Origin of the sequence: Variovorax sp. V118, from assembly GCF_041154445.1 — a bacterium.
Taxonomy (GTDB): Bacteria; Pseudomonadota; Gammaproteobacteria; order Burkholderiales; family Burkholderiaceae_C; genus Variovorax; species Variovorax boronicumulans.
Map to the genome: position 1 here is coordinate 4,659,043 of NZ_AP028663.1, position 20,206 is coordinate 4,679,248.

The following is a 20,206-nucleotide window of genomic DNA, read 5'->3' on the forward strand; positions in this document are numbered from 1 at the left end:
TTGACAGATCAGCTGTTCTTCTTGAGCAGCTCAGCGTAGAACACGCGCTGTTCGCTATGTTGCTCTGGCAACTGCATGAATGGACCGTCGTAGCCGATAGCGTTCCACGATGCAGGGTGGCCGTAGTAGTACCAGCGCATGGCCGCGGCCAGGCTGGAGACCGCAACGCGCACGGTATCGTTACGGGTTTCGCTAGCCTTGGCGAGGAAGGCACGGCGCTCGGCAACCGGCATACACGACAGCCGCGAGACGTGGCCGCTCACCAAGGGCAGCATCTCGATCAGATACAGCGCGGCTTTCATCTCCGAACAGATCCCGTCGCTGACAAAGAACAATTCTTCGTCTAGACGGGCAACGATTTCGGTCTGCTCAACGGTCGGAAATCCGGGGCGATCCGGAGTGCAGGCCTCGGCCAGCGCATGCACGATGTCTGCGTGGTGATCGTCGAGCGCGAGCAGCTTGCCGTAACGGCCACGGTAGCGGTGGGTCTGCGTCAGATAGCCAACGCCGCCTCCCGCTACAGCAACCGCACCGCCGACACCAATCAGCGCCAGCTTGAGAAAGCGACGTTTGGCAAAAAATGTGGTCGTTCGCATTGTCTTGAGTCCTCCGATTTAGCTCCGCAACATAGGAAGTCACGGTGCTTCAAAGCGCTCGGAGTTTGAAGCGCTGCCGGATCCGGCGTTAGCCAGTATCGGCAATATGTGCGATCCGACTAGAGCCGGGCAGGCGCAGGATCAGCTTCGCCTTGTCAAGCTGCGGGCGCGCGATAGCGTTTCTGACGGCAGTTCACCGAACATGCGCCGATACTCGGCCGCAAAACGCGACAGGTGCCAGAAGCCCCAACGCGCACAGCGGTCACCCACCGACTCATCACCGCCGCGACGTAAATCGCGCCGCATGCCGTTGAGGCGGGACGAGCGGAGATAGGCCACGGGGCTCATCTGCAGCACGTCCTGGAAGCTGTACTGCAGCGTGCGGCACGATACGCCAATTGCCTCGCAAAGATCGACCACGCTGATCGCCTCATCGATGTGCTCGCTCATGTATTGGCGAGCCTCTCTGACGACCCTCTGTCGGGTACCGGCGGTGACGTCGGCCGTCATGATTGGCGCAGCCAACTGCTTGTCGCGGGCGATCAGCTCGTCGCACATTGAGTGCAGCAGTACGCGCCGAAGCGGTTCGCGCTCGAGAAGCCTGGAACCATTTGCCGTGACAGCCAGTGTCTCCATCAGCAAGTCGCGCAGGGATCCAACATTGCAGCCAATCGCCTGCAGGGCTTGATGTTGCGATGTCTCGGTCTCGAAGTCGATGCCTTCCGCTCGCCGTACATAGTCGCCAAGATATTCGGAGTCGATGCTCACGACCACCACGTCGGCCGCGCCGCGCGTAGCCACTTCGAATTCGCTGTACTGGGAGAGTCTCACCAGATAGTTGAAATCGATCTGATGACCTCCAAGCCAACCAGCCCCCTGCTCAACTGCAGCCACAGCCCACGTTGTTGTACCGGGTTTTGTCGCTCCATGCATCAACACCGCCTGACTGATGGTTTCGCGATACAGGTGAATCGGCCCTATCCGAACTTCCTCGAGCCGCCCCCTGAAGGCGCCCGGGGAGAGTTGCTCATAGTCCTGCTCCCAGTTCGACAAACATGCTGCGTGCTCGTCTACATCGGTCGTTTCGACCGTTGCATAGTCGAACGAGGTATTAAGCGGCGAACAATTTCCTTGCAGAACCATGGGCTCAACTGTACTTTTCAACGAAGGGACAAGGAGGGTTCGTGTCGTATACCAGCCATGGCGATCTCGGAGCAACATCGGAGCCGAGAGGTGCGCCACGCCCAGCAGCATAGACGTATTCGAATGATCTCAGACCAGACATAGATTGCGATTCGGATAAACGCGGGCAGCAACCCGCCATTACGCACCGATAGGTCGAGCGCCCCCCCCATCGTTACTACCTATCCCAATCTTGCGCATTTTGGCTAACCCAAACCGAGGCAACGCATTAGCTCACGACAAGACCGCACCAACCTTGCGCGCCTGCAGCTACTTCACCGCGGCACCGCCCGTCATGCTGGAAGGCCCGGGTCACAGTGAGCGAGCGGCCGTGGTACACGACCCTGACCATAACTGTGTCGCAGTAGCTGTCTTGCGCCACATTGCTCGTCGCCAGTACTTGGCCATGGCCCGGAAAGCCGCTTTGGGGATTGCCGCCGCCGTCGACATTGTTGGCGCCGGCCGCAAACTGAGCCATCACCTCTTCTTCAAGTGCGGCAACAAGCACATCCCGGGATGTGCTCCACCCGTCGCATGCCACTGATTTGTATGTCGCCGAGCATGGAACCCCTGCCATTCAAGCCGGGCAGTGGCACAGGACTTCGCCAGCGGCGTCGCCACGCGGCCCGTCAAGCGCGACCTCTGTCGGCACTATGCGCTCGATTTTGGAGATGTCGACGGCTGATCAGAGACGGATCGATGATCGTGAGCCATGAAGCTGGATCAACTGATCCGACAAGCGCTGCTAGAGGGAATGACATGGGGTACGGTCTGGGCACTGCGCCCCAACTCGCCGTCTTGCTGGAGCAGCCTATTGCGATCGACACCGCCCAGGACTTGATCGCCCAATCGAGGGTCGCGACGTGGCACGTCTACTCAGAAATATTTCGGTGCAGCCCAGACTGAATTCCTGTTTACATTCTCAAATTTTTCAGCTAAAAACCAAACGTTCGGTTTTTCATCTCACTTTGATGACGAAAGAAGGAGGCTCGATGCATTCCCTTCCCGAAGACTTGGATGACCCGCGCAGCAAGGCGGTTCAGGTCATGCGTGACTCCGTGCCGCAAGACCTCTGGCGGCGGAACGCAGAGTTCCTGCGAACCCTGCGGGACAAGATCGCAGCTCATCCGGTGTCCCGACATCCGGCTATCGCGGCCTTGAATGGCGGTCGTTTGAGCATTGAGACGCTGAAGACGATCCATCTTGAGTACCGGCACGCGATCGTGCAGATCTTCACCGATGCACTATTGGCAGCACAACTGGAAACCCGCCAGTTGGAGCCTCGACTGCCCCCCGGAGCGAAGTTGGCCCCACGCTTTCTGCTCACTCTGAATGACCTCGACGAGTTCGGATTCCGGCCGGGCTGCGATTCCGAGGGCTACTACCGCGGGAATCCTGCGTATGCCCACTACCCGCTGTTCGAGCGCGTTCTTGACGAATACGGCATCGGGGCTCAGGAGCGCAGCGAATATGTACCGAGCCGTGTCTCGGACATGGTTCGCAACTTTCTGGAGAACAGCTACGGCAACTATCTGGATGTTGTGGCCCTGCTCGCCGTAGCCGAGGAGGAAGTGATCCTTTTCAGCCCACCGCTGCGGACAGCGACAGGCGCGCTCGGTATCGATGTGAGCAAGGGTTACTACTTCGTGCACGGCGTAGCAAGCGACGAGAGTTCGGACGCTGCGGACGACGACCATCAAGACGACTTGTGGCTGCTCCTCACTCAGGCCATGACGCCCGCTCAGTACCAAGGCATCAGCACGCTGTGCGAGCATTACTGCGACTTGTGGGACAGCTTCTGGACCTTTCAGCTCGCCAGCGTCAATCGCCCAGATATCGCCGCCCCCGCCCTCGTATAGGTCTAGGTCGCCTCAATCGGCGATTCAGCACCTCTCTCACGCCGCCAGAGTTCCAAGTACGGCGGCCTTGCACCCAAGAGTGCCCAAGGGAAATTTGCAGCTAGTCAGTTCTGTCACCAGCGAGGAGACGAACATGGAAGAGTTGTTAGTTCTGGTCGATCACAACGACGTTCAGATCGGCTTTGACACGAAGATGCAGGTGCATCGCCGTGGCACATTGCACCGTGCGTTCTCGATCTTGGTTTTCGATCGACAGTCGCGACTTCTGCTGCAAAGGCGCGCACAAGACAAATACCACTCCGCAGGGTTGTGGAGTAACAGCTGCTGCGGTCACCCACGCCACGGTGAAGTCCCAGATGCCGCGGCTCATCGACGGCTGCGGGAAGAAATGGGTTTCGACTGCGGGCTGCACGAAGTGTCCACACTAACCTATTGGGCCGCAGTCTCGGACGAATTGATCGAGCATGAGTACGACCACATCTACGTCGGTGTCTTCGATGGCGCGCCGCAGGTCAATCCGTGCGAAGTGCAGGACTGGAAATGGGCAGAGACGCCTGATGTCTCGGCGTGGGTGTCGCAGCGACCGAACGATTTCACGATCTGGTTCAAGACAATGCTGGCGCAGATCGGGTCCTCAGGTTTGGCGCAATGGGCAGCACTCGCCCAGGAATCACGCACAGCAGGGAGCGAGTCATGCCTGCAAGCTTGAGCATGCTCGACGAGCCCCTGGCGCTGCGGAAGATGGCGCGCTCAGACTTGCAGGACGTGGCCTCCCAGCTTCGCGCCTTCGTACTCGACAGCGTGTCCGGCACCGGGGGGCATCTGTCGTCCAATCTGGGCACGGTCGAACTGGCAATTGCGCTGCACTACGTGTTCGACACCCCGCGCGACCGTCTAGTCTGGGATGTCGGACACCAGTCTTATCCACACAAGATATTGACTGGCCGACGCGAGGCGATGAAAACGCTGCGCCAGTTCGGGGGCATGTCGGGCTTTCCGCGGCGTGACGAGTCGGCGTACGACACCTTTGGCACTGCGCATTCGAGCACCTCGATCTCGGCCATGCTGGGCATGGCACACGCCGCGCGGCTGCGCGCCGATGGCAGCCACAGCGTGGCGGTGATCGGCGATGGAGCCCTGAGCGCCGGCATGGCCTTCGAAGCGCTTAACAACGCAGGGGTGTGCGGCGACAGTATGCGACTGCTGGTGGTCCTGAACGACAACAGCATGTCGATCTCCCCCTCTGTGGGGGCGCTGCGCGACCACTTGGTGAAGCTCGCTAGTACCTCCGGCGCAGCCGCGGCGGATGCCCTGCGCGACGCGCCGGTGGATACCTTGTTTGAGAATCTGGGGTTCAAGTACGCTGGACCGGTCGACGGCCACGATCTCGATTCTCTGGTGCCCGCCCTAGAAGCGGCGCGTTCGCGCACCGGGCCGCAACTGCTACACGTGATTACGCAGAAGGGCCACGGCTACCGCCCGGCCGAACAGGACCCGGTCCTGTACCACGGCCCCGGCAAGTTCGACCCCGCCGCTGGCATCAAGACCGCCCCGGCAGCCGCCCCCGCCAAGCCGACCTATGCCCAGGTCTTCAGCGACTGGCTCTGCGACGAGGCCGAGGCCGATGCGCGCGTGGTCGCCATCACGCCGGCCATGCGCGAAGGCTCGGCCCTGATGGACTTCGAGCGGCGCTTTCCCGAGCGTTACTTCGACGTCGGCATCGCCGAGCAGCACGCCGTGACCTTCGCCGCGGGCCTCGCGGCGGCGGGGATGCGGCCCGTGGTCGCCATCTACTCGACCTTCCTGCAGCGCGCCTACGACCAGCTGATCCACGACGTGGCCTTGCAGAACCTGCCGGTCGTGTTCGCGGTCGACCGCGCCGGCATCGTCGGCGCCGACGGCGCGACGCACATGGGCGCCTTCGACGTCGCCTACCTGCGCTGCATTCCGAACATGGTCGTGATGGCCGCGTCCGACGAAGACGAGTGCCGCCAGATGCTGCACACCGCCCTGCGCCACGACGGCCCGGCCGCCGTGCGCTACCCCCGCGGTGGCGGGCCCGGCGCGCTGCCCGTGCGCACGCTGCAGCCGCTGCACATCGGCCGCGGCCAGGTGCGGCGCGAGTCGACGCAGCCCATGGGCGCGCGCATCGCCATCCTGGCCTTCGGCACCATGGTCGCGCCCAGCCTGGCCGCCGCCGAACGGCTCGACGCCACGGTCGCCAACATGCGCTTCGTCAAGCCGCTCGATGCCGAGCTGGTGCTCTCGCTCGCCGAGACGCACGACGTGCTCGTCACCGTCGAGGAAGGCTGCGTGATGGGCGGCGCCGGCGCGGCCTGCCTCGAATCGCTGGCCGCGCAGGGCGTGCTGATTCCCTCGCTGCAACTCGGCCTGCCCGACGCGTTCGTCGAGCACGGCGACTGCGCCCGATTGCTTGCGGCCCACGGCCTGGACGCCGACGGGCTGGTGCAGTCGATCCAGGCGTTCTTCGATGCCAACGCCCCCGCGTTCCGCACGGCTCGCATGAGCCTCGTTTCCTGAAACCCACCGTGACCGCCAGCCACAGGAGAACCCGATGAGCACAGCCACCGCACGCCGCATCGACGCGCCCGCCCCGCCTTCGCTTCAAGTGATCCGGGGTGCCGAGGCCAACCCGTACCACGCCAAGGTCGAGTACACCTACCAGGACGACCCCGAGGACTGGCGCAAGGCCATCGGCGAGGACCTGATGTTCCAGTTCGGCGTCTACGACGACCCGCGCTCGGTGCCGCCGATCTCGCTCAACGAATCGGGCCTGCGCTACTTCGACCAGCAGATGGAAATCGCGGGCCTGGACCAGCCCCCGCCCTTCCCCATCCGCCGCATCCTCGACGTGGGCTGCGGCTGGGGCTTCGGCCTGCGCTACCTCGCGGAGCACTTTCCGCAGTGCCGCCAGCTCGACGGCATCAACATCAGCGAGACGCAGCTCGCGCACTGCGCCCGCTACCACGCCCAGCAGCACCTGAGCGACCGCGTGAACCTGTACCTGTGCGATGCGCAGGACGTCGCCCTGCTGCCCAACCCCGACACACCCTACGACCTGGTGACGATCCGCGGCGTCATCTCGCACTTTCCCAACGACCTGTACGAACGCTCGATGAAGCAGGTCGCCGCGCGCATGCGCCCGGGGGCCAAGGTCGTCATCTCCGACAACCTCTACAACATCCCGCTGGACAACTACCGCTCCGACATCGAGGACGAGGTCGATCGCCTCGCCTGCAAGCACCGCAAGACGCCGGCCTACTTCCGCCGCGTGCTCGAGGAGAGCGGCTTCATCGTCGAAGACATGCGCGTGCTCCCGCGCAACATCGATGTGGCGCGCTGGTTCACCGACGTGAAGGAAAACATCGAGAAGAACTTCACGCCGGACACCATCCCGCCGCCGCTGGAGGAGCTGCGCGTGATGGCGGTCAGCCTCTCGGTCGCGCTGATCAAGGACAAGTTCTCGACCTACAGCGTCATCGCGCGACGTGTCTGAATTTCCCCCACAAGGAGCGCCCACACCATGCAAGCATCCGCGCAAGCCGTCGGCATCGACGTCATCCACAGCCGCAGCCTCGACCACTACCAGGACAAGATCGAGCAGGTCTATGCCGACACGCCCGACCAGTGGCGCAAGGCGATCGGCAACGAGCTCTGGTACCAGTACGGCGTGTTCGACGAGAAGATGGACCCGCACGACCTCCCGCTCGACGCCTCCGGGCGGCGCCACATGGAGCACCAGTTCGAACTGGCCGAGCAGGCCGGCGCCGACCTCTCGCCGGCCACCGTGCGCCGCGCGATCGACATCGGCTGCGGCTGGGGCCCGGTGCTGAAGTTCATCGCGCAGCGCTACCCGCAGTGCGCGCGCATCGACGGCGTGAACGTGAGCCGGCCGCAGCTGGAGTGCGCGCGCGAACTCATCGCGCACGAAGGCCTGGCCGACCGCGTGCGGCTGTACCAGTGCAACGCCAAGGACATCGGCGAGCTGCCCGAGCCGCAGGTGCCCTACGACCTGGCCATCCTGCGCGGCAGCCTGATCCACTTCACGCCCGAGGTGCTGGAGCAGGCCATGGCCTCCCTGTCGGCGCGCATGCGCACGGGCGGCACGGTGATCATTTCGGAGAGCCTCTACAAGGTGGACCTGGCGACCTACAAGTCGCACATCCCCGACAAGGTCGACCGCGCCGCGTCGGGCTACCGCAAGACACCCGACGGCGTGAAGCAGGTGCTCGAGCGCCACGGCTTCGCGGTGCTCGACCAGCGCGTGCTGCCGTCGAACGCGGAGGTGATCCGCTGGTACGGGCTGGTCAAGGACAACCTGGACGCGCACCACCCGACCAGCAAGACCGCCACGTTCACCGAGCTGCGCGACATCGCCGTGAGTTTCTCGGACGCGCTGGCCAAGGACAAGGCGTCGTCGTTCAGCTTCATTGCGCGGCGGACCTGACCCTTTGGGTCAGTTCCATGCCGCCACGCCCACTCCCCACGAGGACAAGCCATGAATCAGATGCGTGCAGAGACGCCGATGCCCCCGGCGCCCCCCGCCGGCCTGACGCGACGCCCCTTGCCGTACCCCAACGGCTGGTTCGCCGTCTGCTTCAGCGACGAGATCAGGAACGGCACCGTCCACACGCTCCCGTTCATGGGGGGCGAGCTGGTGGTCTATCGGACGCAGTCTGGTGCGATCAAGGCGGTCAGTCCGTACTGCCCGCACCTGGGAGCGCATCTCGGGCACGGCGGCAAGGTCGACGAAGAGAACCTGGTCTGCCCGTTTCACAAATTGAAGTACGCGCCCGACGGCCGCTGCGTGCGGCCCGACGGCGAGCGGCCGATTCGCGCCCCCATGCTCAGCTGCTGGCAGGTGCACGAGTGGAACGGTGCGGTCTTCGTGTGGCATGACAGCGAGGGGCGCCAGCCCGACTGGGTGCTCCCGGAGGTCGACCTCGCAGGCTTCGTCCATCCGATCACCGGCAGCTTCGAGCTGGGCGGCTACGTCCAGGACGTGGCGGAAAACCTCGCCGACCTGACGCACTTCTGGCAGATCCACGGATTCAAGGATGTCGAACAGGGCCCGCTGCGCACGGAGGGCCCGCGAATGGAGTGCGACTTCAAGCAAAAGGTCGGCAACCAGCTGTTCCAATTCCAGGCCGCATGGCTGGGCCTGGGGTGCAACTCGGTCATGCTCCAGTTCCCCGGCCTGGGCTTGCGGGCCTACACGCAAACCATGTTCACGCCGATCGCGCCGCTGAAGTGGGTGTTCCGGGTTCGCCACGTGTTCAGGCTGGCGTGGCTGGAGCGTTGGCCGAAGCTGTTGAGCGCCCCGATCTATGGCTTGCTCCGCGTGGCCTTCCAGTACTGGTTCCATCGGGAAAACATGAAAGACCGCCAGGTCTGGGACACGAAATGCTTCGACCCGGAACCCAGGCTGGTGCCGGGCGACGGCCCCATCATGGCTTACCGGCGCTGGGCCGCGCAGTTCTACCCGGCGGCGTCCGCGGACCAGGTCTCTCCTCTGAAGGTTTTCGCTGCGCCTGCGGAAGGCAGGCAGCCCGACCGTCTTGCTGCCACTGCCCGCTCCCGCGTCGAATGAGGTGAATCATGGCCACCCCCACACCGCTTCAAGCCGCGATCAAGATGCCCAAACTCGGCAGCAAGGTGCACCTGCCCGACCCCGGCCTCGTGCTCAAGCCCATCTGGCATCCCCGGAACGACGCCATCGAGGCGCAGTTGGCAGTCGACGACCGGCCCTATGTGCTGGCGCACTTTCGCAGCGAGAAGGCCACCGCCGCCTACATCGGGCAGCGCGTGCCGGCCTACGGCGGCCTGTGCTACCCGCACGCGAAAGCGGACCGCATCTATTCCGTCATGCGCATGATGAATGCGGGGACCTTGATGGACGATGCCTTCACGCCGCTGGAGTTGAGCGCCGACCAGCGCCCCCGCGACGCACTGCTGCATCGTTACCTCGACGCACTGGAAGGCATCCGGCCGCCCGACGACGCCCCGTTGCCTCGGCTTCTGTTCGACACCCTGCCCCCCATCAAGGCGCAACTGGCGCAAAAGCCCCGCGTCTGGGAACGCATGAAGGCCGGCATCCGCAGCCAGCTGGTGCGCATGGCCGATCCGCTGGCTTACCAGATGGGCACATTGACGCTGCAAGGCTACATGGACCTGCGCCGCGACAACGCGTTCGGCGAGTACCTGACCATGCTGACCGAGTACGCCCTGGACGTGGACATGACCGACGCGCTGGCCGAAGACGCGTCGCTGCGGGCGGTGCGCACCGCGGCCATGGACGCCGTGATCCTGGTGAACGACTTCTTCTCCTTCCGCAAGGAGGTGCCGGCCCAGGACTCGCTCAACGCCATGTGGGTGCTGATGCGCGAGGAAGGCCTGGACCTGCAGCAGGCGGTCTACCGCCTGGCCGATCTTTGCGCGCGCAACGAGCAGGCGTTGATCCGGTCGCGCGACGCGGTGCTCGCCGGCCCCCTTGGGCAGCGCCCCGACGTGCGCGCCTATGTGCGCGAGCTGGAATACATCAGTTCCGGCAACGCGGAGTGGTGCGTCATCACGCGGCGCTACCACCTCTCGGAGGAGCGCTTCGTTTCCGGCGAAGTGACCATCGCGGCGGCTCCGACGCTGGACGACATCGCGGCGGCCGACGCGCGTGCCGCATGACCCCTCGCCACGCACCGACACCACCCCGCACTTCAATCCATTCCACAGGAGCAGATGCATGAATGCCGTTCTCGAAAGCACCACGCCCGCGACGCTGGAGCCGCCCCCGAAATTCGTGATCCCCGAAATGTTGAAAGCCATCCGGCCGCGCATCAACACGAGCTACCCCTACATCAAGCGGCTGCATGCGCAATGGCTGTACGAGAACTACGGCAAGCCGGAGCCGGGCAGCCTGCACGGCGCCATCGAGCGCATGGATTCGCTCTACGACGCCAGCGTGTTTCCGGACGGCATTCCGGAGCGGGTCGCGCACCACGCGAGCATCCTGACGCTGATCTTCCAGTGCGACGACCTGACGACCAGCGACCCCGAGCAGTGCGCGAAGATCATCGCCGAAGACCCCGACGCCCACGACGCGCGCGTCATGGAAGGGCTCTGGCAGACCATCCGCCAGCATGCGCCCAGCGACGCGGTGTACCAGCGCCTGCGCGGCCGGTGGACCCGCTGGATGCACCACCTCAAGGTCGAAAAGGAATTTCGCGACAACTGGGCCAACGAGGACATGGAGAGCTTCCTCAAGGTGCGCCTGATGTCCAGCGGCATGCAGCCTTACATCGCCGCCATGGAATACGTGCTGGACATCGACGTGTCCGACCTGATCGAAGACCCCGACATGAAGCGCGCGGTGGACCTCGTCAGCTGGCACTGCGCGTTCACGAACGACGTGTACTCGTATGCCGTCGAGTACTACTCCACCGAAGACACGCTGAGCTCGGTCCTCATCATGCGCAACACCCGCGGCCTCGATGCGCAGCAGGCCATCAGCGCCGTCTGCGAAATGATGGAAGAGATGTACGCGGAGCTGGCCGGCCTGATCGCCCGGCTGCACGAGCGCTATGCCAATCACCCGCTGGGCGCGCGCCTGCACCTGTACCTGGACACCTACCTCCTGATGGTGGTGGGCACGCTGCAGTGGCACATCGAATCGCCGCGCTACGGCGGACACGGACACATCTGGAACGGGCTGCCCATGCGGCATGTGGATGTGAGCCTGGCGGGCACCGACAAGATGGAGGGCGCGGGCGCCCCGCAACAGGCACCGGTCGGCTCTGTCTACGTGTCGTAGAGACCGCGCCATGAAGCTGCCGTATTTCGAGTGCCCCATTCCCAGCGCCATTCATCCCGGGGCGGCGCAAGCGGATGCGCAGTCGGTCGCCTGGATGCGGCGCTTCTCCCTGTGCCTGAACGACACCGAACGCGACCGCATGGCCCGCTCCGGCTGCGGCGAACTCGCGGCCCGCATCGTGCCCGACGCCACGCCGCAGACCCTGCAGATCCTCTCGGACTTCTTCATCTGGAACGTCTCGTTCGACGACGAGTACTGCGACGAAGGTCCGCTGAGCCGGCAACCCGGCCGACTGGCCGGCGTGCTGGCGATGATCCACCGGGCGATCGAGACGCCGGAAGACAGCGCGCAGGTCGACGACCGCTATGCCGCCGCCATGTGCGACATCCGCCGCCGCCTGGAGGCGCACGCCACCGCCGACCAGATGGCCCAGTGGCTGGCCGCCATGCGGGGATGGTTCTTTGCCGAGGTCTGGAAGGCGGGCAACGTGGCGTCGGGCCATGTCCCTTCGCTGAACCAGTACGGGCTGCTGCGCCTGTACAGCGGGGGCGGCCTGGCCTTTCCCACGCTGGCCGCGATCGCCGAAGGCTATGCCGTGCCCACCGACCTCCTGGAGGATCGCCGCGTCAGGGCGCTCGCGGAAATGGCGCTCACGCTGGCCACCTGGAGCGCCGACATCGTGTCGTACGAGAAGGAGGTGGCGCGCGAGCAAGGGGGGCACAACCTGATCAGCGTGATCCAGCACGAATCCCGGTGCATGCCCACAGCGGCGGCTGCACGGGCCGTCGCCATGTACATGGAGATCATGCAGCTCTTCCTGAGCCTGCGCGGCGAGCTCATCGCCGCCGGCACCTCGCCCGCGCTGCAACGCCATGTGCAAAGCCTGGGCCGCATCGTCAGGGCGACGTTCGACTGGTGCCACGGCTCCGAGCGCTACGTCCAGGACGGCGTGCCCGACGAAGTCGGGCCGGAGGGCGCAACACCGTCGAAGGCGGCATCGCCGTCCACCGCCTCCGCCATCCCGTGCATCGCCTGGTGGTGGACGCACGACCCCGCGGCGCAGGAAGCCCGCCGGGGCACGCCGGCCCTGCACGTCGCAGGCCAGGGTGAACGCGCCCGTGCGGGAGCACTCCCATGAACCCGCCCACGATGCCGCGCGTGATCGATGCGGCTTTCCAGGAAGCGGGCCATCTCGCGCCGCCCCTCACGGCAAGCTGCGGTCCGGCCGCGCACACCATCGGCCTGCAGCAATTTCGCAGCATCGTGGGCGAAACACGCCGCCCGCTGCCCTATGCCGAGGGCTGGTTCCTGGGGTGCTTCTCCAGCGAGCTCGCGCGCGGGCAGGTGCTGACGGTGCCGTTCATGGGGCAGGAACTCGTCCTGTACCGCACGCACGCCGGGCTCGCCCGCGTCGTCGAGCCGTACTGCCCGCACCTGGGCGCGCACCTGGGCCACGGCGGCAAGGTCGACGGCGAGAACCTGGTGTGTCCGCTGCACGGGCTGGCCTACGGGCCGGACGGCGGCTGCGTGCGCACCGGGCATGGCGAGCGGCCGCCGCGCGCCGCGCTGACCGCGCGCCACGTCCGGGAAATCGACGGCGCCGTCCTGGTGTGGGTCGACCATGCGGGGCGCCCTCCCCAGTGGGACGTGTCGCATCACGACCTCGGCGATTTTTCTTCCGCCTGCTACATCCGCAAGACGCTGGACGGCTACGCGCACGATGCGGTGGAGAACGGCGCCGACATGGTTCATTTCGGCTGGCTCCACGGGCTCTCGGACATGACCATGTCTCACCGGGCGGAGGACTGCAGGTTCGAGATCTCGCTATCGGCCCGCTGGAAAGGGCTGCACATCCGTGGCGAATTCATGAACTACGGCGTCGGCTATGTGATGGGCTCGTTCGAGATGCCCGACCTGGGCGTGCGGCTGCAGACGCAGGTCTTCTTCACGCAGATCGCACCGCTGAAATGGAAGCTGGCGATCGCGGACCGGCTGCGCATCGTGCGGCTTGGCCGCGCGCCCCGCATGCTGAGGCGCGCGATCTACGCCGTGCTCACGCCGATCGCCAGCCGATGGATGCGGTGGTTCATCGAGCCGGACTTTCCGATATGGAATGCCAAGAGTTTCGTCAGGCATCCCCGGCTGACCGCGGGCGACAAGACCCTCATCGTCCACCGGCGCTGGGCGTCCCGGTTCTATCCGGGCGGCCTGGTGGACGACCCCGGCGCACTGCATGCGGGAGACCACCATGCCCCTTGACGCCCTGCTGCCGTACGACGTCCGCGAGGCCCCGGTGCCGCAGGGCGGGCCCGCCGCCCCCTTCGACACCTGGATGCACGACGCGGTCCACCGCACCGAGCACGCACTCGCCGCCGGCCTGCCGCCGGCCGACACCCTGCCCACGCACCTGCACGAAGCGCTGCGCTACGCCGCGCTCGGCGGCGGCAAGCGCATCCGCCCGCTGCTGTGCCAGGCGGCGGGCGCCCTCGTGGACGCACCACCCGACGCGCTCGACGCCACGGGCGCCGCCATCGAGATGGTCCACGTCTACTCGCTCGTGCACGACGACCTGCCCGCGATGGACGACGACGACCTGCGCCGCGGCAAGCCCACCGTGCATGTGGCCTACGACGAAGCCACCGCGATCCTCGTGGGCGACGCGCTGCAGGCGCAGGCCTTCTTCACGCTGAGCGAACTGCCGCTGCCGGCCGAGCGTCGCATCGCGCTGGTGCGCGAGCTGGCGCAGGCCGCCGGCTCTCGCCACCTCGTGGGCGGCCAGGCCATCGACCTGCAAAGCGCGGGCCGGTCGCTGAGCCAGCCGGCGCTCGAACAGATGCACCGCATGAAGACCGGCGCGCTGATCCGTGCGGCCGTGCGCATGGGCGCGCTGTGCGGCCTGGCCGACACGCCGGCCAACGCCGCGCTGTACCGCGCGCTCGACGACTACAGCAACGCCATCGGCCTGGCCTTTCAGGTGGTCGACGACATCCTCGACGCGACCGCCGACACGGCCACGCTGGGCAAGACCGCCGGCAAGGATGCGTACGACGACAAGCCCACCTGCGTGTCGATGCTCGGCCTGCCGGCCTCGCGCGCACTGGCCGGCGAACTGAACGCGCGCGCCCATGCGGCGCTCGCGCCCTTCGGGGCGCGGGCGGACCGGCTCGGACAGCTGGCCGACCTCGTGGTCCATCGCGCGAACTGACACCTCCATCCAATCACCCCGAGGGGAAGCACCATGCGCGTCATCCTTGCCCAGCCCCGAGGCTTCTGCGCCGGCGTCGTGCGGGCCATCGACACGGTAGAACACGCACTGCGGCGCCACGGCACGCCCATCTACGTGCGCCACGAGATCGTCCACAACAAGCACGTCGTCGACGACCTGAAGGCCCAGGGCGCCGTGTTCGTCGAGGAACTGGCCGAAGTGCCCGCGGACGCGGTGGCAATCTTCAGCGCGCATGGCGTGAGCCACGCGGTGGAGGTCGAGGCCCGCGCGCGCGGCCTGCGCGCGATCGACGCCACCTGCCCGCTGGTCACCAAGGTGCACGAGCAGGGGCGCCGCTACGCCGCCAAGGGCTATGCGCTGATCCTCATCGGCCACGCCGGGCACCCCGAGGTGACGGGCACGCTCGGGCAGATTCCGGCGCCGGTCACGCTGGTGCAGACCGAGGCCGACGTGGACGCGCTGGTGCTCGATGCCGACACGCCGCTGGCCTACATCACACAGACCACGCTGTCCGTGGACGACACGCGCGGCATCATCGACGCGCTGCAGCGGCGCTTTCCGCAGATCGTCGGGCCCGACACGCGCGACATCTGCTACGCCACGCAGAACCGGCAGACGGCCGTGCGCGAACTGAGCCAGCAGGTCGACGTGGTGCTGGTGGTCGGCGCGCAGAACAGCTCCAACTCGCAGCGCCTGCGCGAGATCGCAGCGCAGGCCGGCGTGCGCAGCTACCTCATTGCGCAGGGCAGCGAGCTCAAGCCCGACTGGGTGCGCGACGCCGGCGCGGTGGGCGTCACCGCCGGTGCGTCGGCGCCCGAGACCATGGTGCAGGACGTGGTCGCCGCGCTGCGCCGCCTGGCCGAGGTGGAACTGCTGACGCTGCCCGGGCGCGAGGAGCACGTGGTGTTCCGGCTGCCGGCGGAACTCGCAACGGAAGTGGCCGTGCCATGAAACCGCCCGTCGCACGCCGCCTCTCGCGGCAGGTGCGCGTCGGCACCGTGCGCATCGGCGGCGACGCGCCCGTGGCCGTGCAGGCCATGACCAACACCGACACCGCCGACGCGGCCGCCACCGTGGCGCAGGTGGCGGCGCTCGCGCGCGCGGGGGCCGAGCTGGTGCGCCTCACGGTCAACAACGAAGAGGCCGCCGCGCAGGTGGCGCCGATCCGCGACGCGCTCGCGCGCCAGCAGGTGCACGTGCCGCTGGTGGGCGACTTCCACTTCAACGGCCACCGCCTGCTCGCGCAGTACCCCGACTGCGCGCAGGCGCTGGCCAAGTACCGCATCAACCCCGGCAACGTCGGGCGGGGCGACAAGCGCGACGCGCAGTTCTGCCAGCTCATCGAGATCGCCTGCCGCCACGGCAAGCCGGTGCGCATCGGCGTGAACTGGGGCAGCCTCGACCCCGCGCTGCTGGCGCGCCTGATGGACGCGAACGCGCAGGCGGCGCAGCCGCAGCCGGCCGACGAGGTGATGCGCCAGGCGCTCATCGTCTCGGCGCTGGAGAACGCCGCGCGCGCCGAAGACGTCGGCCTGCCGCCCGATCGCATCGTGCTGTCGGCCAAGGTGAGCCAGGGGCAGGACCTGATCGCCGTGTACCGCGAACTCGCCGCGCGCTGCGACTACCCGCTGCACCTGGGCCTGACCGAAGCGGGCATGGGCTCCAAGGGCATCGTGGCCTCGGCCACCGCGATGGGCGTGCTGCTGCAGCAGGGCATCGGCGACACGATCCGCGTGTCGCTCACGCCCGAGCCGAACGGCGACCGCGCGCGCGAGGTGCTGGTGGCGCAGCAGATCCTGCAGTCGATGGGCCTGCGCGCCTTCACGCCCAGCGTGACGGCCTGCCCCGGCTGCGGGCGCACCACGAGCACCTTCTTCCAGTCGCTGGCCAGCCAGATCGAAGGCTGGCTGCACGCGCAGGCGCCGGCCTGGCGCGTGCGCTTTCCGGGCGTGGAAGACATGCACGTGGCCGTGATGGGCTGCGTGGTCAACGGCCCCGGCGAGAGCCGGCTGGCGCATCTGGGCATCTCGTTGCCGGGCTCGGGCGAGCAGCCGGTGGCGCCGGTGTACATCGACGGCGAACGCGCGCTGACGCTCAAGGGCGAGCACATCGCCGACGACTTCACGCGGCTGGTCGAGACCTACGTGGCCGCGCGCTACGGCGCCGACGCCGAGGCGAGCGAGCGGCTGGGTGCGTGGATGAAGCCGTCGTCGCGCGAGCGCGTCGTGCCGATCGCTGCCGTCTGAAGGCACCGCCATGGCCACGCAACGCCTCACCCTGCTCGGTGCCACCGGGTCGATCGGCGACAGCACGCTCGACCTCGTGGCGCGCCACCCCGACCGCTTCACGGTGCATGCGCTGACGGCGCACCGCAACCTCGACAAGCTCTTCACGCACTGCGTCGCCTTCCGCCCCGAAGTCGCGGTGGTCGGCGATGCGCCAGGCGCCATGCAGTTGCAGGCTCGGCTGCGCGCGGCCGGCCTGCGCACCGAGGTCATGCACGGCCCGCAGGCGCTGTGCGAGGTCGCGCAGTCGGCGGGCTGCGACACGGTGGTGGCGGCCATCGTCGGCGCGGCGGGGTTGCTGTCGTCATTGGCGGCGGCGCGCGCGGGCAAGAAGATCCTGCTGGCGAACAAGGAGGCGCTCGTGATGTCCGGCGCGCTGTTCATGCGCGCGGTGGCCGCGCACGGCGCCACACTGCTGCCGCTGGACAGCGAGCACAACGCGATCTTCCAGTGCCTGGCGGGCGCGCCGGCCGGCGGTGTGGGTGTCGAGCGGATCGTGCTCACCGCGTCCGGCGGGCCGTTCCTGCATCGGCCGCTCGAGGCGCTGGACCGGGTGACGCCCGACGAAGCCTGCGCGCATCCCACCTGGCGCATGGGCCGCAAGATCTCGGTCGACTCCGCGACGATGATGAACAAGGGCCTCGAGACCATCGAGGCCCGCTGGCTGTTCGCGATGCCGCCCGAGTGCATCGAGGTGGTGATCCACCCGCAAAGCGTGATCCATTCGATGGTGGCCTATGCCGACCAGTCGGTGCTGGCGCAGCTGGGCCGCCCCGACATGCGCACGCCGATCGCGCACGCGCTGGCCTGGCCCGAGCGCATCGACTCGGGCGTGGCGCCGCTGGACTTCCTGCAGCTCGCCCACCTGAGCTTCGCCGCGCCCGAGCTGAAGCGCTTTCCCTGCCTGCGCCTGGCGCTGGAGGTGCTGCGCGAGGGGTGCGCGGCCAGCGTGACGCTCAATGCGGCGAACGAAGTGGCGGTCGATGCGTTCCTGAACGGGCGCCTGCGCTACACCGACATCGCGCACGTGGTGGAAGACTGCCTCCAGCACGCGCCTGCGTCCGCGCACGAAAACATCGACGACATCCTCGCGGCGGATGCGCATGCGCGCGTGCTGGCGGGTCAGGCGATCCAGCGTGCGGCGTCGCGGTCTCCATCGCCGGCTGTCCCGCTTTCCGAGTCGGTCACCTTGGACGAAGGCACAGGCGCGCGGCTGTAGCGCGACAGCCATTTGGCCGCCACGGCCAGCGCCATCGGCGGTGGGGTTTCACGCACGGCGCGCGACGCGCTGGTCACCCTGGCAGCGAATAGGTCTTGGTGCCGCTCATTCCTTGCGCTGGATATCACCACTCGCTTGCCGTCCCGAGGTTTCCGCGCGCGTACTGAGGCAAAGCCGGACGAATGGATCTTCGTCTAGTACGGTCTGGCGCCGGCAAGGGATGCCTATAAATCTGGTTGCGACAGTACGCAGGCTCGTCCAGCGCTGAAGCAGCCTTGGCTAGTACAAGATCCCCGCAGCCTCCATTGCCCCTTATTGCCCATGATCGCCAAGGTCCGTCGCCGACTAGAGCTTCTCCAGTCTAGTTGTGCGCTTTCTCCGTCCATCGAACGGGCCATCCAGGACAACCGGATTGAACCTGACGCCCTCTTCTTAGCGGCCAGTGATCGTGGAAGACTGGGCTGCAATTCTACTTGTCCTGAAAATTCGTAACCATCAGAAACTTGAAGCGCAACGAATGAGGGGTTCAACTTCATGCGCTCGATATCGAAAAATGCCCAACACGTTCGAAATCTGAGCTTTACAGGCTGAATCGATAGCGCAATTCAGCCTAACGTGTGCTGATAGGGACTCTACGACGGGCGCCCTTTTCGCTGGCCTCCCTCTTTTTTGACATATTGTGACGTTTACTTCCTGCCTCAGAGGCGTATTCCGCTCCACACTAGTGCAATCAGAGCTTTCCGAATGAAAACCGATTCCTCCCGCTTGATTGAGATCGCACTGGCCTTGTTTCGCACCAAAGGCTACAAACGAACGTCGATGACAGACATTGCTCAAGAAGCGGGATTGCTTAAGGGGAGCATCTATCACCATTTCCCAGATAAGGAGCACCTGCTGATCAGCGGCGTGCAGTACATCGCCGATATTTTTGAAAAAGAAGTCTTTGGACCGGCGCGCGATTCAGAGCACAGTGAGAAAGAGCGCTTTGAGGCGATGTTCGATGCAGTGCTTGCCTACTACCTGAAACATCGCAACTGTGCGTTCATTCAGCTATGGCCGGATGTCGTTAACGAGAGTGGTCGGGCGCGGGAAATTGTTGAGAATTTTTATCGCACTTGGCAGGACCTCATCGCGAAATTGCTTACCCCGCGACACGGCAAGGCCGAAGCCAAGCGCTTAGCTGCCGATTCGATCGCGAAGGTCTATGGAGGGGTGATCTGGCTCCAGATCATGGATGACAGTGGTCCGCTCAAACGGGCCGTGCTCGAGCTTCGAACATTGGCCTAGAACTGCCCGCGCCAAAGTAAAACTGAGCCACCGGGGGAAGCGGACGAAAAATTGGACTACCAGTAGGTAGTTCATGTATTCACACGAGGATAGGATTCGAGCGATCGAGCTCTATATCGAACTCGGCAAGCGCGTCAGAGCGACCATTCTCCAATTGGGATACGCGCCCAAGAATGCATTGAAAGGCTTGGACTGGGAGTACGAGTAGCAGCTCGATTTTCCAAAAAGCTAAGCACGACCGAAGCCTAAATATTCTTGGGAGCAGAAGAACGTGGTTGCCAGACACGGCCTCGGTCATGGGCGCGGTATCGCGGCCATCATGAAGGCCATGGGGTACCCAGGCGGGGCCTCGCCAAGCGCCGGGATTCACGAAGTGCAACCAGGGTATGTGGCTGCGTTGCTGGGAACGCGCAGCGAACCCCGTGCCTTCTCGCTTTGAAGCACGCCGCTGTCATTGCATCGTGTATCCGCCAAGACAGTGTAGGAAGGCCGGGCCCTGGAATTCGGCGTGTGCGGCCTTACGCGCGGGTCGTCATCAGGTCATGGAACGCCACCGACGGCTGCTCATCGATCAGCGGGCGCAGCAACTGCGCCACGCAGGCGTCCACCGCCTCCTGGTGATCCATTAGCGCATCCATGCCGCGCAGCGGATGCTGGTGCGTCATCGCGGCTGCATTAACCTCGTTCACCGTGTTCACAGGCCAGGGCGGACAGGGCCTGCCGTTCG

The 20,206-nt window shown here is 65.8% G+C and carries 18 protein-coding genes; 15 read left to right on the forward strand and 3 right to left on the reverse strand.

All coding sequences use genetic code 11. The features are described 5' to 3' along the window. Positions 1–8: 8 nt before the first annotated feature. Positions 9–596, reverse strand: coding sequence for a hypothetical protein (locus ACAM52_RS21720; RefSeq protein ID WP_369631543.1), 588 nt, complete (start codon positions 594–596; stop codon positions 9–11). Positions 597–737: 141 nt separating this feature from the next. Beyond that, positions 738–1,739 carry a helix-turn-helix domain-containing protein gene (locus ACAM52_RS21725; protein WP_369631542.1) on the reverse strand — a complete coding sequence of 334 codons (1,002 nt, stop codon included), beginning with the start codon at positions 1,737–1,739 and terminating at the stop codon, positions 738–740. Between the two features lie 1,031 nt (positions 1,740–2,770). Here ACAM52_RS21725 and ACAM52_RS21730 point away from each other — a divergent pair. From ACAM52_RS21730 to ACAM52_RS21800, 15 genes are all read left to right on the forward strand, one after another. Next, positions 2,771–3,637: a hypothetical protein gene (locus tag ACAM52_RS21730; protein WP_369631541.1), complete on the forward strand. Its 867-nt coding sequence runs from the start codon at positions 2,771–2,773 to the stop codon at positions 3,635–3,637. Positions 3,638–3,770: 133 nt separating this feature from the next. Further along, on the forward strand, positions 3,771–4,346 hold the full coding sequence (gene idi / locus ACAM52_RS21735) for an isopentenyl-diphosphate Delta-isomerase (protein ID WP_369631540.1): 576 nt from the start codon (positions 3,771–3,773) through the stop codon (positions 4,344–4,346). Beyond that, positions 4,331–6,178, forward strand: coding sequence for a 1-deoxy-D-xylulose-5-phosphate synthase (gene dxs, locus ACAM52_RS21740; protein ID WP_369631539.1), 1,848 nt, complete (start codon positions 4,331–4,333; stop codon positions 6,176–6,178). The genes idi and dxs overlap by 16 nt, the downstream gene beginning before the upstream one ends. Before the next feature lie 34 nt (positions 6,179–6,212). Next, positions 6,213–7,154, forward strand: coding sequence for a cyclopropane-fatty-acyl-phospholipid synthase family protein (locus ACAM52_RS21745; protein ID WP_369631538.1), 942 nt, complete (start codon positions 6,213–6,215; stop codon positions 7,152–7,154). Between the two features lie 27 nt (positions 7,155–7,181). Beyond that, positions 7,182–8,105, forward strand: coding sequence for a cyclopropane-fatty-acyl-phospholipid synthase family protein (locus tag ACAM52_RS21750; RefSeq protein WP_369631537.1), 924 nt, complete (start codon positions 7,182–7,184; stop codon positions 8,103–8,105). A 51-nt stretch (positions 8,106–8,156) separates the two neighbouring features. After that, the gene (locus tag ACAM52_RS21755) at positions 8,157–9,248 is read left to right on the forward strand and encodes an aromatic ring-hydroxylating dioxygenase subunit alpha (RefSeq protein ID WP_369631536.1); all 1,092 of its coding nucleotides are present in this window, start codon (positions 8,157–8,159) and stop codon (positions 9,246–9,248) included. An 8-nt stretch (positions 9,249–9,256) separates the two neighbouring features. Then, the gene (locus ACAM52_RS21760) at positions 9,257–10,336 is read left to right on the forward strand and encodes a methyltransferase type 12 (protein WP_369631535.1); all 1,080 of its coding nucleotides are present in this window, start codon (positions 9,257–9,259) and stop codon (positions 10,334–10,336) included. 58 nt (positions 10,337–10,394) lie between these two features. Further along, positions 10,395–11,462 (forward strand): terpene synthase family protein, encoded by a 1,068-nt coding sequence (locus tag ACAM52_RS21765; protein ID WP_369631534.1) that lies wholly within the window; start codon positions 10,395–10,397, stop codon positions 11,460–11,462. A gap of 10 nt (positions 11,463–11,472) precedes the next feature. Continuing rightward, the gene (locus ACAM52_RS21770; protein WP_369631533.1) at positions 11,473–12,600 is read left to right on the forward strand and encodes a hypothetical protein; all 1,128 of its coding nucleotides are present in this window, start codon (positions 11,473–11,475) and stop codon (positions 12,598–12,600) included. Beyond that, positions 12,597–13,721, forward strand: coding sequence for a Rieske 2Fe-2S domain-containing protein (locus tag ACAM52_RS21775; RefSeq protein WP_369631532.1), 1,125 nt, complete (start codon positions 12,597–12,599; stop codon positions 13,719–13,721). The genes ACAM52_RS21770 and ACAM52_RS21775 overlap by 4 nt, the downstream gene beginning before the upstream one ends. A 73-nt stretch (positions 13,722–13,794) precedes the next feature. Further along, positions 13,795–14,667, forward strand: coding sequence for a polyprenyl synthetase family protein (locus ACAM52_RS21780; protein ID WP_369632736.1), 873 nt, complete (start codon positions 13,795–13,797; stop codon positions 14,665–14,667). 33 nt (positions 14,668–14,700) lie between these two features. Then, entirely contained in the window at positions 14,701–15,639 is a 939-nt protein-coding gene (gene ispH, locus ACAM52_RS21785) for a 4-hydroxy-3-methylbut-2-enyl diphosphate reductase (protein WP_369630440.1), read from the forward strand. Then, positions 15,636–16,934: a flavodoxin-dependent (E)-4-hydroxy-3-methylbut-2-enyl-diphosphate synthase gene (gene ispG / locus ACAM52_RS21790; RefSeq protein WP_369631531.1), complete on the forward strand. Its 1,299-nt coding sequence runs from the start codon at positions 15,636–15,638 to the stop codon at positions 16,932–16,934. Before ispH ends, ispG begins: the two co-directional genes overlap by 4 nt. Before the next feature lie 10 nt (positions 16,935–16,944). Continuing rightward, positions 16,945–18,192, forward strand: a complete 1,248-nt coding sequence (gene ispC, locus ACAM52_RS21795; RefSeq protein WP_369631530.1) for a 1-deoxy-D-xylulose-5-phosphate reductoisomerase — start codon at positions 16,945–16,947, stop codon at positions 18,190–18,192. 744 nt (positions 18,193–18,936) lie between these two features. Then, positions 18,937–19,479, forward strand: coding sequence for a TetR/AcrR family transcriptional regulator (locus tag ACAM52_RS21800; protein ID WP_369631529.1), 543 nt, complete (start codon positions 18,937–18,939; stop codon positions 19,477–19,479). 518 nt (positions 19,480–19,997) lie between these two features. Here ACAM52_RS21800 and ACAM52_RS21805 read toward each other — a convergent pair. Next, on the reverse strand, positions 19,998–20,168 hold the full coding sequence (locus tag ACAM52_RS21805) for a hypothetical protein (RefSeq protein ID WP_369632889.1): 171 nt from the start codon (positions 20,166–20,168) through the stop codon (positions 19,998–20,000). Between the last annotated feature and the right edge of the window lie 38 nt (positions 20,169–20,206).